This is a genomic window from Salegentibacter lacus, from assembly GCF_020164555.1.
GTDB classification, from domain to species: Bacteria; Bacteroidota; Bacteroidia; order Flavobacteriales; family Flavobacteriaceae; genus Salegentibacter; species Salegentibacter lacus.
On record NZ_JAIQZB010000021.1, the window covers coordinates 27,366 to 42,620 of the forward strand.

At 37.9% G+C, this 15,255-nt stretch carries 12 protein-coding genes; 6 read left to right on the forward strand and 6 right to left on the reverse strand.

The genetic code is table 11. The features are described from left to right. Positions 1–26: 26 nt before the first annotated feature. The 4 genes from LB465_RS15295 to xrtF all read right to left on the reverse strand — a co-directional run bounded on the left by LB465_RS15295 (position 27) and on the right by xrtF (position 5,527). A complete protein-coding gene (locus tag LB465_RS15295) occupies positions 27–3,875 on the reverse strand; it encodes an efflux RND transporter permease subunit (RefSeq protein WP_224470796.1) in 3,849 nt (1,282 codons plus the stop codon). A gap of 207 nt (positions 3,876–4,082) precedes the next feature. Beyond that, a complete protein-coding gene (locus tag LB465_RS15300) occupies positions 4,083–4,475 on the reverse strand; it encodes an HYC_CC_PP family protein (RefSeq protein WP_224470797.1) in 393 nt (130 codons plus the stop codon). A 66-nt stretch (positions 4,476–4,541) separates the two neighbouring features. Beyond that, complete coding sequence (locus LB465_RS15305; RefSeq protein ID WP_224470798.1) at positions 4,542–4,985, reverse strand: exosortase F system-associated membrane protein; 444 nt, start codon at positions 4,983–4,985, stop codon at positions 4,542–4,544. After that, a complete protein-coding gene (gene xrtF / locus LB465_RS15310; protein ID WP_224470799.1) occupies positions 4,982–5,527 on the reverse strand; it encodes an exosortase family protein XrtF in 546 nt (181 codons plus the stop codon). Before xrtF ends, LB465_RS15305 begins: the two co-directional genes overlap by 4 nt. Before the next feature lie 87 nt (positions 5,528–5,614). On the opposite strand from xrtF, the gene LB465_RS15315 reads away from it, so the two are divergent. Then, positions 5,615–6,073, forward strand: a complete 459-nt coding sequence (locus LB465_RS15315) for a GAF domain-containing protein (RefSeq protein ID WP_224470800.1) — start codon at positions 5,615–5,617, stop codon at positions 6,071–6,073. A gap of 1 nt (position 6,074) precedes the next feature. Here LB465_RS15315 and LB465_RS15320 read toward each other — a convergent pair whose 3' ends face one another. Together LB465_RS15320 and LB465_RS15325 are read right to left on the reverse strand one after the other, a co-directional pair. Beyond that, positions 6,075–6,593 carry a hypothetical protein gene (locus tag LB465_RS15320; protein ID WP_224470801.1) on the reverse strand — a complete coding sequence of 173 codons (519 nt, stop codon included), beginning with the start codon at positions 6,591–6,593 and terminating at the stop codon, positions 6,075–6,077. Positions 6,594–6,632: 39 nt separating this feature from the next. Next, on the reverse strand, positions 6,633–7,886 hold the full coding sequence (locus LB465_RS15325) for an ABC transporter permease (protein WP_224470802.1): 1,254 nt from the start codon (positions 7,884–7,886) through the stop codon (positions 6,633–6,635). Between the two features lie 239 nt (positions 7,887–8,125). Here LB465_RS15325 and purH point away from each other — a divergent pair, with 239 nt between their 5' ends. The 5 genes from purH to rodA all read left to right on the forward strand — a co-directional run bounded on the left by purH (position 8,126) and on the right by rodA (position 15,172). Continuing rightward, positions 8,126–9,658 (forward strand): bifunctional phosphoribosylaminoimidazolecarboxamide formyltransferase/IMP cyclohydrolase, encoded by a 1,533-nt coding sequence (purH, locus tag LB465_RS15330; protein ID WP_224470803.1) that lies wholly within the window; start codon positions 8,126–8,128, stop codon positions 9,656–9,658. A gap of 38 nt (positions 9,659–9,696) precedes the next feature. After that, positions 9,697–10,725, forward strand: a complete 1,029-nt coding sequence (locus tag LB465_RS15335) for a rod shape-determining protein (RefSeq protein WP_224470804.1) — start codon at positions 9,697–9,699, stop codon at positions 10,723–10,725. A gap of 13 nt (positions 10,726–10,738) precedes the next feature. After that, the gene (gene mreC / locus LB465_RS15340; RefSeq protein WP_224470805.1) at positions 10,739–11,563 is read left to right on the forward strand and encodes a rod shape-determining protein MreC; all 825 of its coding nucleotides are present in this window, start codon (positions 10,739–10,741) and stop codon (positions 11,561–11,563) included. Between the two features lie 492 nt (positions 11,564–12,055). Beyond that, positions 12,056–13,924, forward strand: a complete 1,869-nt coding sequence (mrdA, locus tag LB465_RS15350; protein ID WP_224470807.1) for a penicillin-binding protein 2 — start codon at positions 12,056–12,058, stop codon at positions 13,922–13,924. After that, complete coding sequence (gene rodA / locus LB465_RS15355) at positions 13,925–15,172, forward strand: rod shape-determining protein RodA (RefSeq protein WP_224470808.1); 1,248 nt, start codon at positions 13,925–13,927, stop codon at positions 15,170–15,172. It abuts the gene before it with no gap. Positions 15,173–15,255 lie beyond the last annotated feature (83 nt).

Below are 15,255 nucleotides of genomic sequence, written 5' to 3' on the forward strand. Positions count from 1 at the left end.
TCTGATTCTTATTTCATTCAGAAATTCTAAGCCTGAATTGTTGTTGGTTCTTCTCCATTTTCGTCTGTGGAATTAGAAGAAACACTCTCCCTCCAAATAGCCTGTAAAACCGGCACCACAAAAATCGTCATAATCTGGATCACCATTCCTCCTACAATAGGGATAGCCATGGGCACCATAATATCAGAACCTTTTCCGGTTGAAGTAAGTACCGGGAAAAGGGCAATTATCGTTACCGCCGTGGTCATCATTGCGGGACGAACCCTTTTTAGACCGGCTTCCATTACCGCCTCACGAACTTCTGAAACTGTTTTTGGATTTTTGCGTTCAAAAACCTGGTGAATATAAGTTCCCATTAAAACGCCATCATCTGTAGCAATCCCAAACAAAGCGATAAAACCAACCCAAACCGCCACACTCAAGTTAATCTCGTGCATTTGGAATAGGTTGCGCATATTCGTACCGAACATATCAAAATCCATAAACCACCCCTGCCCGTAAAGCCAAATCATAATAAAGCCGCCGGCAAAGGCCACAAACACCCCAGAGAAGTGAATTGTTGATGCAATAATGCTCTTAAACTGAAAATAGAGTAACAGGAAAATGATAAGCAAACAAATAGGAATTAAGATGGCCAAACGTTTTACAGCTCGCACCTGGTTTTCATAATTTCCGGAGAATTTGTAACTGATCCCCTGGGGCACTTTCAGTTCGCCGGCATCAATTTTATCCTGAATATGCTGCTGTGCATCATTTACCACATTTACTTCTGCATAACCGTCACGTTTATCGAAGAGCACGTACCCGGTTAAAAAAGTTTCTTCACTTTTTATCATTTGCGGCCCACGTTCATACTTAAGCTCAGCGAGTTCTCCTAACGGAATTTGAGCTCCATCAGAAGTCGGTATCAAAATGTTCTTAATACTTTCTGGATCATCTCTTAATTCGCGGGGATATCTCACTCTAACCGGAAACCGCTCTCTGCCTTCTACCGTAGAGGTAATTTCCATTCCGCCAATTGCGATTTCAATAGTTTGCTGCACATCTTCAATGCTAAGTCCGTAGCGGGCAATCGCATTTCGATCTATATCAATTTCCAGGTAAGGTTTTCCAACAACGCGATCGGCAAAAACTGCTTCAGATTTAACCGAAGGCACTTCTTTTAACAATTCTTCCAGTTCCATCCCAAAATCCTGAATGGTTCTTAGATCTGGTCCGTAAACTTTTATTCCCATTGGCGCCCGCATCCCGGTTTGTAACATCACCAAACGGGTTTCTATAGGTTGTAATTTTGGTGCGGAAGTTACTCCGGGAAGTTTGGTGCGTTTGGTAATTTCATTCCAAATATCATCGGGACTGTTAATATGCTCCCGCCAGTTTCGGTAGAACCTTCCATCTTCATCTTCTACTAAATTTGCTGCGGTAACATCTCGCTGAATCCCTTCAGAATTGGTTAAAGTATCCCCGGATTTCAGAATAAATCGGTTTTGATCATCAACCTTGAAACGTTGCATTGAACCGTCTTCAGCATGAATATATTCCGATTTATAATTAATAATATTTTCAAACATAGATATTGGCGCAGGGTCTAAAGCGGTTTCAGCCCTACCTAATTTACCAACGGCAACCTCTACTTCAGGAATACTGGTTACCGCCATATCCAATTGCTTCAGGGTTTTGGTAGTTTCCTCCATCCCTGCATGTGGCATGGTGGTTGGCATCAATAAAAAGCTACCTTCGCTAAGTGAAGGCATAAATTCTTTGCCTACACCGGGAAAAGTATGTGCCATCCCACTCCAAACCTGGGTTGTTCTCACATTCCAGCCTACTTTATCAAATCCATTGGCTACAAATCCGAATAATTTTGGAAAACCAAACCAAATCATCGCTCCAAAAAAGATAGTGATTATTGGCAGACTTAGGAATTTCCCCTTATTGGTTAAACACCAATTTAAGATGGGTTCGTAAAATTTCACCACCATCATTAATATCACCAAAGTGATACTAAGCAACAGGATTACAAAGATATAATTGGCCAAAGCCGATTTCTGGAACCCAAGTGGCATCCACTCTTCAGCAAGGAAAAATATGGTAACTGCCAGAATTAAACCCGGAATAACCAAATTTGTATATTTCCCGAAAAACTGTGGATTCCTGTCTTCAACAATTTTTACAATTCCGATTAGCGTTAATGCTAATGGCAACCAAAAACTAAAAATAATGGCCAAAGCGATTCCTGAAACGATTAAAACAATATTCCAGATTCGTTGGGTCCTCCTTTTATTAACTTTAATGTTGAAAAAGAAATACGACAGCATTGGCAATACAAAAACACCAATAAGAAAAGCGGCGACCAGCGCAAATGTTTTGGTAAAAGCCAGGGGACGGAATAATTTACCCTCAGCATTTTCCATAAAGAAAACCGGGATAAAACTCACAATCGTGGTGGCTAGTGCTGTGGTTACAGCGGGAGCCACTTCAGCGGTTGCTTTGTAAATTATTCCTGCCAGTTTATTGCCACTCACATTTTTGTTTTCAGGCATTTCGAGCCATCGAATTGTGTTTTCAACAAAAACAATCCCAACATCTACCATAACTCCAATGGCAATTGCAATTCCTGAAAGCGCCACCACATTAGCATCCACGCCAAGATAGCGCATCGCGATAAAGGTCATAAGTACCGCAACAGGTAATAAACTGGAAATTAAAATAGAAGCACGCAGGTTTAAAACCAATACAATAATTACAATAATACTGATGAGTACCTCGTGAGATAGTGCCCTCTCCAGCGTGTTTATGGTTTCATTAATCAGTTGCGTTCTATCGTAGAATGGGACTATGGTTAGTTGACTTTCGGTACCATCAGCAAGGGTTTTAGATGGTAATCCCGTGGATATTTCCTGAATTTTATCTTTAGTATTTTGAATAACCGCCAGCGGATTTGAACCATAGCGAGCTACAACCACACCTCCAACAACCTCAGCACCACCTTTATCCAAAACACCACGGCGTTCAGCAGGCCCCAAACTTACCCGACCAAGATCTTTAATAAGAACAGGTGTGTTATCATTTTCGGCAACAACGGTATTTTCAATATCTTCAATCGATTCAATATACCCGAGTCCACGAACAAGGTATTCTACCTTATTCACTTCTAAAGTTTTCGCACCGGCATCACGATTAGAATTCTTTACCGCCATCATTACCTGGTTGATACCAATTCCGTAAGCTTTGAGGGCATCTGGATTTACATCGATTTGATATTCCTGCACAAATCCGCCGATAGAAGCTACTTCAGAAACTCCTTTAGCCCCGCTTAGGCCAAGCTTTACATAATAATCCTGGACTTTGCGCAATTCGTGAAGGTCCCAACCACCGGTAACATTTCCGTCTTTATCGCGTCCCTCTAAAGTGTACCAAAAAACCTGACCCAGGCCGGTAGCGTCTGGTCCTAAAGTAGGTTGAGCATCATCGGGTAACAAGCCGGCAGGAAGCGAATTCAATTTCTCTAAAACCCTGCTTCTGGACCAGTAAAATTCTACATCTTCTTCAAAAATGATGTAAATACTGGAAAAACCGAACATAGAAGAACTACGAATAGATTTCACCCCCGGAATTCCCAAAAGCGAACTGGTTAGCGGATAAGTGATTTGATCTTCTATATCCTGTGGGGAACGCCCGGGCCAATCGGTGAAAACAATTTGCTGATTTTCTCCAATATCGGGAATAGCATCTACCGGAACAGGATCACTTGGTAAAAACCCGGTGTCCCAATCAAAAGGCGCAGTTACCAGTCCCCAACCGATTAGAGAGACCAAAAGCAAAATGGAAACCAGTCGGTTATAAAGAAAATATTTTATAATCTTGTTGAACATAAATGTGGATATACATTTGATTATTTAATTCTGAGATCAAAAACAGAAGGTGAATAATCTGATTTTGAATCAATACACAACGTCAAATTGAGTTTGATTTTTCAAGATTGTTTCGAGCTAAAAATGTTATTTTAGTTGAAAAGATTCTCGATACAATTCCGATTTCTTCGGAATCACTCAAATTGACGAATAATTATAAAAAGTATATCAAATAAGGAAAACCTGGTCTTCAAGTTGTATGTCCTTGACCAGAAGTGGTGGAGAATAATTCTTAAAAGGAATGATTTCTTTTGAAAAATCTTCGAAAATAAAAATGTAAGAATAAGCGAAACCGGTTAGAAAGGCCTGTTGGTTAAGGTCTAATGCATCAAACTGATGTTTTAATTCATCCTGGCCTTCTACCGCTATTTTTTCGTTGGAACAACAGGAATCTTCAGTTGAGGTTTCCATTTCCATCCCACAGGTTTTGGCTTCAGAAAAAATAGCTGTATCTACTAAAAAGCTTCCACAGAAATGTTTATCAACCGTAAAAGAAAAGGTTGAAAACAACACCATAAATGCCATTGCTATAGAAATGCTATGTTGAAAAGCTTTTTTCATCAGTTACAAAAATAGGCAAAATTTTGAAACAAAGTACTTTTCGGTTTTTGGGAATAACTTTCAAGATTATGGGTTTTCCCGTTTTTTCAATCGGTAATAGTAAAAAGCAGGAAGTAAAATGAGAATAAATATGGGGTGAATTAAAAATCGACGAACATAAAACAATCCCATCACATTTTCCGAATTCAGATTAAAATAAAGCACGCTAAAAGCGGCAATACTAATTCCAAAAAGCAAAGTAAAAAGCAGTGCGGCAAACTTCACAATGTTTTTATCACGAAAAGCTACAAAAAGGATTAACAGCGAAATTAGGGTGTTAAGCCAGTAGCGTAAACTTATATTTAGTAATAGTTTTGAGAAGATAATTTCAGGAACTTCCATTGCTAAATGCCCGCCATAACGATAGAAATCGATTAAAGGATCGTAAAAAAGCTGATGTTCAAATAGTCTCACCAAAACCAGCAAAACAACTAAAACCCCAATACCTAAAAGTCTTAATAATTGTTTCATAGTTTTTGTTTTCGGCTGTAAATACGTACCCAGATCACCCAGAGTATAAATACGGTGCCGTAGATAATTAATGGAAAAATGATACTGTGAAGGAAGTCGGTATATTGAGGGTATTCATAAATCCCCATCGCGAGAATAGCAATTCTAATAATATTCATCACATAAATAATCACGGCACCCGCCAGTAGGTAAAGTAACGTGAGTTTTAACCTCCCGAAGAAAGAAAGTACAAAAGATGTAAATAAAATTATAATACTAATCGCATTACATCCTTCTACAATCCTGGCCAAATAAACTTCATTAACCATAAGCTTCATAGAAAGTTCTGACTGGTGCGGTAAAATTTGAGCGCTGTACCCAAAACTATTTATTAAGGCTTCACTTTGTTTTGCTACGAGGTGTGTGAAATAATCAGGGAAATAAACCGGCGACCTAAAAAACTCTAAATAGAGATTATAGATTAGAGTTAAAACCAGGTAGCTTCCCAAAAACGTAAAGATGAAACGAAGTACCGATTTATATTTAACGAATAACTTAAGCAAGTTTTGAGTTGGTTTTTAACAAATTTATATAAATATGAGCCTGTGCTTACTATTATTTTTAAATACTTTTGCACCAAAATATTAACTATGCCATTTCAGAAACTAAAACCGGAAATTAAAACGATTCTTGAAAACGATAATCTATCGGTAGACCACAGGTTATCTCAGGTTTGCGAAGTTTTAAAAGAGAATATCCCGTATTACGACTGGGTAGGTTTTTATTTTAAAAATGGTGATAAAGACGAATTGAAATTACGCTCTTTTGCCGGTGAACCTACAGATCATACTATTATTCCCTTCGGAAAAGGGATTTGCGGGCAGGTAGCTGTTTCTAATAAAAACTTTGTTGTTCCCGATGTAAAAGCACAAACCAACTATATAGCCTGTAGTATTAATGTTAAAGCTGAAATTGTTGTTCCGCTTTTCTTAAACGGTGAAAATATTGGCCAGATTGATATAGATTCTCACACCCCAGATCCATTTTCTAAAGAAGATGAAGAATTTTTAGAATGGGTAAATGAGAGGGTTGCTGAAGTTTTGAATTAAATTAATTATTTGCTTCAATAATACCGGCTATTTTTTTGTAAACGCTCTCGTCTTCGATTGTAATTCTAACTGAAGAATACATTGCCGGTTCCCCTTTAAAATCCAGAGGTTTTATAGTTTTCAAAACTTCTATTTTTGAAACTTTTTTTAAGACTTCAACTATTTTTTCAATTTTCCCCTTTTCAGGATTAACATCTAAAAGTAGCCGTTCTTCTGCGAAAGCAACAATATATAGAGGTCTTGAAGGGGATTCTTCTTTAAAATTGAAGCCTTTGAGTTCTTTCTTTTGCCGTTCAGTTTCAAAATCGCCATTTCTATAATTGAAATAGACAGCTGTATCCTGCAACATTCTATGGCGAATTTTAGCTAATTGTGCATCTAAGCCCCTGGTATTTTTAAGATTTTTCAACCACTCCTGGTTTTCCATCTTACTTAAGATAAAATCTTCCTGCGCGTTAAAGCTTTGAAAAGTAAAAAAGACAATAATAATTAATACTTCTGGAATAAATATCCTCTTCATATGCTCTCTTTAACTCAGTATAATTTTCATCCTTCGTTCTTACATTCCCGTCCTAATCGCTTCTACCGGATCTAATTTTGAAGCAGAAATTGCCGGAATTATTCCTGAAATTAAACCGATTACTGCTGAAACCGCAGTCCCTATAAACATATTCCAGGGTGAAAGCACAAACTCAAAATCTCCGGTAAATTGGGAAGCTGCGAGGGAAACTAACCAAACCAGGCCTAAGCCAACGAGTCCACCAATTATTGCAAGAATTATCGCTTCAAATAAAAATTGAAATAAAATAAATTTATTCTTCGCTCCTAAAGATTTCTGAATTCCAATGAGGTTGGTTCGCTCTTTAACGCTTACGAACATAATATTGGCAATTCCAAAGCCACCAACAAGGAGAGAAAAGCCGCTAATGATCAATCCGATAAAATTCAGTTGACCGGTGATATTGTCTATAAAATCGGCAAAGCCCTGTAGCTGGTTAACAAAGAAATTATTGATATCGCCGGGTTTTATTCCGCGGTAATTTCTAAGTTGCTGCTCTAAAACCGCTATATATTCAGCATTATCAACATCTTCTTCAGGCTTTAAAATTAACTGCGGAAACACGCCTTTGTTATTATCGCCATAAACCCTTCTGGCAATATTAACCGGGAGAAAAACCTGGCCATCCCTTGAGCCACCAAATAAACTGGAACCTTGTTTTTTAAGCACGCCAATAACCGTGAATTTACGGCCGTACATTCGCACTTCTTTCCCTAGCGGATTGAAATTTCCAAAAAGATTATTGGCAATTTCGTGGCCTAAAACAATTACCGGAGAACCACTAACCGATTCAGATTCGTTAAAGAAACGTCCCTCTTCCAGTTCTAGGGCTTCAATATCGTAATATTCGTGCGTAACTGCTCCCACGCCAACGCCTGTACTGGTAACATCTTCGTGCTTTATAGATTCATCGGGTACCCCGATGGTAAAACTTATAGATTCGGTATTGGGAAGGCTCCTTTTTAGGAATTGATATTCATCGTAAGAAACATCTGGAAATTGCTGGCGTTTCCATTGTGGAACTTCGGTAGGACCAAAAGAAAAACGCATTACTATAATAGTGCTATTATCTAAAGCGCTTAAGCTCCCTTTAATTTCCCGCTCTAAAGAATCTACCGCGGCAAGCACACCAATGATGGAAAAAATACCAATGGTAACCCCAAGCAAAGAAAGGAATGTCCTTAATTTATTGTTTTTGAGTGCATTAATCGCAAAATTAAAACTCTCTTTAAGTACACGTAAATATATCAGCATAATAAATAAAGCCCGGGACAAACCCACGAAGCATTGATTTGAAAATTAAATCTTTTTGACGCCAGCTCGACACATTTCAAATCTCATTTATTGAATAAATAAAGTCGAGATTTTTATGTGCTTAGTGGTATGACGCCCGGGTTTAAAATTCGTTACAAAATTTCTGGATAAATAAAGGAAATGCCTTTTATGTTTTTGGGTTAAATACTTACTTTTGCCACTTTAACAAACACAACACAATGAGCGACTTAAAAAAAGCAAAATCTGCTTTAATTTCTGTATTTAGTAAAGACGGCCTGGAACCTATCGTAAAAAAACTTGACGATCTGGGAATCACCATTTATTCTACCGGAGGTACCGAGAAATTTATTAAAGACCTTGGAATAAATGTAGTACCTGTAGAAGATGTAACTTCTTATCCTTCAATTTTAGGCGGAAGGGTGAAAACGCTCCACCCAAAAGTTTTCGGCGGAATTTTAAATCGCCAGGATAATGATGGTGATGTAAAAGAGCTTGCTGAGTATGAAATTCCGCAGATAGACATTGTGATTGTAGACCTTTATCCGTTTGAAAAAACTGTAGCTTCGGGAGCTTCAGAACAGGATATTATTGAAAAGATTGATATTGGCGGAATTTCACTAATTCGCGCTGCAGCAAAAAACTTTAAAGATGTGCTTTGTGTTTCTTCGGTAGAAGATTATAAAGATTTTGAAAATTTACTGGAAGAAAAAAACGGCGATACCAGCCTTGCCGATCGTAAACTTTTTGCTGGCAAAGCTTTTAATATTTCGTCGCATTACGATACAGCAATCTTCAACTATTTTAATGCTGAAGGTGAAGTAAAAGCCTATAAAGAAAGTATCCAAACCGGGAAAGAATTGCGATATGGTGAAAACCCACATCAGCAGGGAACTTTCTACGGAGATTTTGATGCCATTTTTGAAAAGCTGCACGGAAAAGAACTTTCTTACAATAATCTTCTTGACGTTGATGCAGCGGTAAACCTCATCAACGAATTTAATGGTGAAGCACCAACTTTTGCAATCTTAAAGCATAATAACGCTTGTGGTTTAGCACAACGCGATACCATTCACCAGGCTTATGTAGATTCTCTGGCGGGAGATCCTGTTTCAGCTTTTGGTGGTGTTTTGATCAGTAATGTTGAAATTGATAAAATCACGGCTGAAGAAATTCATAAATTATTCTGTGAAGTGGTAATTGCTCCTTCATATTCGAGTGAAGCCGAAGAAATCCTAAAAGGAAAAAAGAACAGGATTTTACTAATCCAGAAAGAAACTGAACTTCCGCAGAAACAAGTTCGAACTTGCTTAAATGGGGTTTTAGTTCAGGATAAAGACAATAAAACAGATGCCCTTGAAGATTTAAAAGAAGCGACAAACAATAAACCGACAGATGCCGAGTTATCTGACTTGTTGTTTGCTTCCAAAATTTGCAAACACACAAAATCCAACACTATCGTATTGGCAAAAAATAAGCAATTGTGTGCCAGCGGAACCGGACAAACTTCTCGTGTTGATGCTTTAACACATAGCATTGAGAAAGCAAGATCTTTTAAATTCGATTTGAATGGAGCGGTTATGGCCAGTGATGCTTTTTTCCCTTTTCCTGATTGTGTCGAGATTGCAGGAAATGCAGGAATTTCAGCTGTTATCCAGCCTGGAGGCTCAATAAAAGATCAGCTAAGTGTAGATTATTGCAACGAAAATAATATAGCCATGGTGATGACGGGAACACGCCATTTTAAACATTAATTTTATTACATTTACCAAACCTCAATACCGAACAAAGCATGGGATTTTTTGACTTTCTCATTGAAGAAATAGCAATAGATTTAGGAACTGCCAACACACTAATAATCCACAACGATAAAGTAGTGGTAGACAGTCCCTCTATAGTTGCACGAGACCGCACTACGGGAAAAATAACCGCAGTAGGAAAAGAAGCTGCAATGATGCAGGGAAAAACCCATGAAAACATAAAAACCATTCGCCCTTTGAAAGACGGTGTGATTGCTGATTTTGATGCCAGTGAGAAAATGCTCACCATGTTCATCAAAGAGATTCCGGCGCTTAAAAAGAAAATGTTTACTCCGGCGCTTAGAATGGTAATTTGTATTCCTTCGGGAATTACAGAGGTTGAAATGCGTGCAGTGAAAGAAAGTGCAGAGCGTGTTAACGGGAAAGAGGTTTACCTTATTCACGAACCTATGGCTGCGGCCATTGGTATTGGAGTTGATATTATGCAGCCAAAAGGGAATATGATTGTTGATATAGGTGGTGGAACTACCGAAATTGCGGTGATTGCCCTTGGCGGAATTGTATGTGATAAATCGGTTAAAATCGCCGGTGATGTTTTTACCAACGATATTGTTTACTATATGCGTACCCAGCATAACCTTTACGTAGGAGAGCGTACTGCTGAAAAAATAAAAATTCAGATTGGTGCAGCAACTGAAGATTTAGAAGTTCCTCCGGATGAAATGAGCGTTCAGGGTCGTGACCTTTTAACAGGAAAACCCAAGCAGGTAAATATTTCTTATCGTGAAATCGCCAAAGCTTTAGATAAATCTATTTTAAGGATTGAAGACGCCGTGATGGAAACCCTATCCCAAACTCCCCCAGAGCTTGCAGCCGATATTTATAATACCGGTATTTACCTTGCCGGTGGTGGATCTATGCTTAGGGGTTTAGATAAGAGATTGTCTCAAAAAACCGACCTTCCGGTTTATATTGCTGAAGATCCTTTAAGGGCGGTAGTAAGAGGAACTGGAATATGCTTGAAAAACCTTAATCGTTATAAGGGAATTTTGATAAAGTAGGAGAAGTAGTTTTATGCAGCAAATTTTCAATTTTCTTATTCGGAATAAGAATAATATTCTATTCTTATTTCTGCTGGCATTAGCTGTATTTTTTACGATTCAAACCCATTCTTTCCATAAGAGCAGTTTTATAAGCTCCGCCAATGTTGTTACCGGTGGCATCTATTCCTGGGCTAACGATTTCGATAAGTATATGCACTTAGACGAGTACAATAAGCGCTTAATGGAGGAAAACAAGCAGCTTCGTAATGTACTCACAAACTTAAACGATACAATTTCTGTAGAAAATTATACAGATACTACAAGTTTTGATGGTACTTATTATTTTAGAACTGCAAGGGTTATAAATAACAATTACGCCAAGCCCAACAACTTTCTAACCTTAAACCAGGGAAAAGAAGCCGGAATAAAATCTGAATTTGGAGTAATTACAAGCAAAGGAGTAATTGGGATCGTAGACCGGGTAAACGATAGGTTTTCACGGGTAATTTCAATCTTAAATTCAGATTCTCAAATTAACGCACAATTAAATAAAACCAGCCATTTTGGAAGTTTGATCTGGAATGGAAGAAATCCCAATATTGTTCAATTGATTGATGTGCCCCGACAGGCTCCTGTAAAAAAGGGAGACACCATAGTAACCGGAGGTAAATCCTTAATCTTTCCTGAAGGAATTCCTATTGGAAGTATTGAAGATTTTAAACTAGATCAAAGCGAAAGTTATTACAAAATTAATGTTAGGCTTTTTAATGATATGACCAACATTGGTTATGTATATGTAATTGAAAACCTGGATAGGGAAGAAATTCTGGAATTAGAGCGGGAAGATGAACAATAGTATTGTAAAAAATATCATCAGGTTTGTGGGATTAGTATTTATACAAGTGCTAATTCTTAACAACATTAATTTTCTGGGCTACATAAACCCTTATCTGTATGTATTATTTATTTTACTTTATCCTTTTAACGGAAATCAGAGTGTCTTTTTAATACTGGCTTTTCTACTAGGTTTCAGTATAGACCTGTTTGAAGACAGTGGCGGGGTTCATGCGGCAGCTTGTGTGGTTATCGCTTTTATTAGACCTAATTTGCTTCGATTCTCTTTCGGAATAAGTTATGACCACCAAAATTTAAGGCTTTCCACAACGCCTTTTGGAGCCCGATTAAGCTATATTTTTATCAGTATTATAATTCATCATTTTATCTTATTTTTCTTGGAAATGTTCAGCTTTAGTCATATAATAATAGTCCTCAAAAAAACGTTATTTTCAGGGATCTTCAGTGTTGTTATGATTATGCTAAGCCTGATTGTTTTCAATAAAAAATATAGATGAGAAAATTACTTCTTTACATTATTATACTTACCACCGGCATTATCTTTCTTGCCCGCTTGTTCTATTTGCAAATAATGGACGATTCGTTTACGGTAAGATCCCAGGATAATGCAATTGAAGTGGTGTACGATTATCCGCAGCGCGGTTATATTTCAGACCGAAACGGGAAGTTAATGGTTTCCAACCAACCTTCTTACGATGTGATGGCAATACCGCGAAATCTAAAACCTTTTGATACAACTGAATTTTGTGAAATTCTAAGTATTGAACCCGAAGAACTAGGCCACCGATTGGATAAAGCCAAAATTTATTCCCCCATTCTTCCATCGGTAATTATTCCGCAGCTAACTAAATCTGAATACGCCTATTTGCAGGAGAAAATGCGAAAATATGAAGGTTTTTATATTCAAAAACGTTCCTTAAGAGATTACCAGGTAGATCACGGCGCAAATATTTTAGGCTATATCGCACAAGTAAATCAGAAGAAAGTTAATGAAGATCCTTATTATATTTCCGGAGACCTTATTGGACGAAGTGGTGTAGAAAAAACTTATGAAGAATTGCTGCGTGGCGAAAAAGGGGTTAAATATATTCAGAAAGATAGGTTCAATAGGGATATTGGTCCTTATAAGGATGGTATTTATGATACACTTCCCACCAAAGGAAAAGACATATCCATCACCATAGACGCCCAGCTGCAGGCTTATGGAGAAAAATTAATGGAAAATAAACGAGGTGGTATCGTTGCCATAGAACCGGAAAGCGGTGAAATATTGTCTTTGGTAACGGCTCCAAATTATGACCCTGCCCTTTTGGTAGGCCGAAAAAGATCTCCAAATTACACCAGGCTTTATTATGATTCTATTGCTCAGCCTCTTTATGATCGCGGACTTTTAGCTGAATACCCACCCGGATCTCCATTTAAAGCTTTAACGGCTTTAATAGGACTGCAGGAAGGTGTAGTAGATACAGATGATAGGTTTTCCTGCAATAACGGATATAACTATGGCGCAAGAAGACCATTAGGTTGCCATGCGCACCCAAGTCCATTAGATATGGTCCCAGGAATTGCACATTCCTGTAACTCATATTTTGCCCAGGTTTATCGCAAAACCATTGAAAAGCATCCAACTCCCCAGGAAGGAATAGACACCTGGAACAAGCATTTAAAAAGTTTTGGATTGGGAGAGTTTATGGGAAATGATCTTAGTACAGGAAGACCTGGTAAAATTCCTGATGCAGAATATTATAACCAAATTTATAATTACCCAACCTATAAATGGTATTCTACCGCTACAATTTCTAATGCTATAGGGCAGGGTGAGGTTTTAATGACGCCAATTCAATTGGCAAATATGACGGCTACTATCGCAAATCGTGGCTGGTATTATACTCCGCACATTTTAAAGTCAGTTGAAGGAGATCCTATAAAAGAGGAAAAATTCAAGGTTAAGAATGAGACAAGCATAGATAGAAAACATTTTGATCCTGTAGTTGAAGGAATGCACCAGGTTTACAAAAAAGGAACAGCCAGAAGCCTGCAAATACCGGGTATTGAAATTGCCGGAAAGACGGGAACTGCAGAAAACTATACTAAAATAGATGGTAAGCGAACCCAACTTACCGACCACTCCATCTTTGTGGCCTTTGCGCCTGTAGATAATCCAAAAATAGCTATCGCCGTTTTTGTGGAAAATGGATATTGGGGAAGCCGGTATGCCGGTAGAATTGCCAGCCTAATGGTTGAAAAATATATCAAAAAAGAAATTTCCCGAACAGATATGGAAGACTGGATTTTAAGCCACAGTCTTGAAGACGAATATGCAAAACCACTAAGCGGCGAACCTTTTATAATTAATCAATAAATGGGGAAAAGCGTAACAGGATTTGATTGGATTACAATATTAATTTACCTTTTACTAGTTGGCTTTGGCTGGGCCAATATTTACTCGGCTTCCTTAACAGATGACTTTAGCAGCTTCCTCGAATTCAATCAAATTTATAGCAAACAGGGACTTTGGATTATTTTAAGCTTTTTCCTGATAATTATATTATTATCTATTGAAGGAAAGTTCTATCAGCGTTTTTCAAGTGTGATTTACGCAATTAGCCTTTTAAGTTTAGCAGGACTATTTATTTTTGGAAGTACGATTGCAGGGCAAACAGCCTGGTATCAGATTGGCTCTATTAGCATTCAACCGGCAGAATTTGCAAAAGCGGCTACTGCACTGGCCGTAGCGAAATACCTAAGCGGCATACAAACCAATATTAAAGATTTTAAGCACCAGTTAAGAGTATTCTTAATCATTGCACTACCAATGATTTTAGTGCTCTTACAACCCGATGCAGGTAGTGCTATGGTATATTTCTCTTTTGCTTTTGCCTTATATAGGGAAGGTTTGCATTTTGCTTATTTATTACTTGGGTTCTTTGCTGCATCTATATTTGTAGCAACCCTTGCTTTCGGCCCATTATGGGTAATTGGAGGAGTTCTATTAATTGCTATATTGGTTTATCTAAAAAACCTTAAAAGAAGGCCTAATATTCTGAAGTACTTGTTTTTTGCCGCAGTTGCAGTTGGATTCTCCCTTTCGGTAAATTATGTATTTGAAAATGTATTTAAACAGCACCACCGCGATAGATTTAATATTGTATTAGGGAAAGAAGTGGATTCCCGCGGAATTGGCTATAACACTAACCAAAGTGAAATTGCCATAGGTAGTGGTGGATTATTTGGAAAAGGCTGGACAGAAGGAACGCAAACCAAAGGCCATTTTGTGCCGGAACAACACACCGATTATATTTTTAGTACGGTGGGTGAAGAATGGGGCTTTTTAGGAAGTACTTTTATTCTTGCACTTTTTGTACTCCTTATGTTGCGCTTACTTTATCTGGCAGAACGACAACGTTCAACTTTTAACAGGGTTTACGGTTATGGAGTAATCGGGATAATCTTCATGCATTTCCTGGTAAACATAGGGATGGTTATTGGTATTTTTCCCACCGTAGGTATTCCCCTACCCTTTTTAAGCTACGGCGGTTCGGGGCTTTGGGCCTTCACCATTCTGCTATTTATTTTTATTAAACTGGATTCCGATAGGATGTCATTTTAATTACAGCGTTCTGCCAACAACAAAACAGCTGCAACAACCAGGATAATAAGTGGGTAAATGTATTTTCTTTTTAGCATACTGCA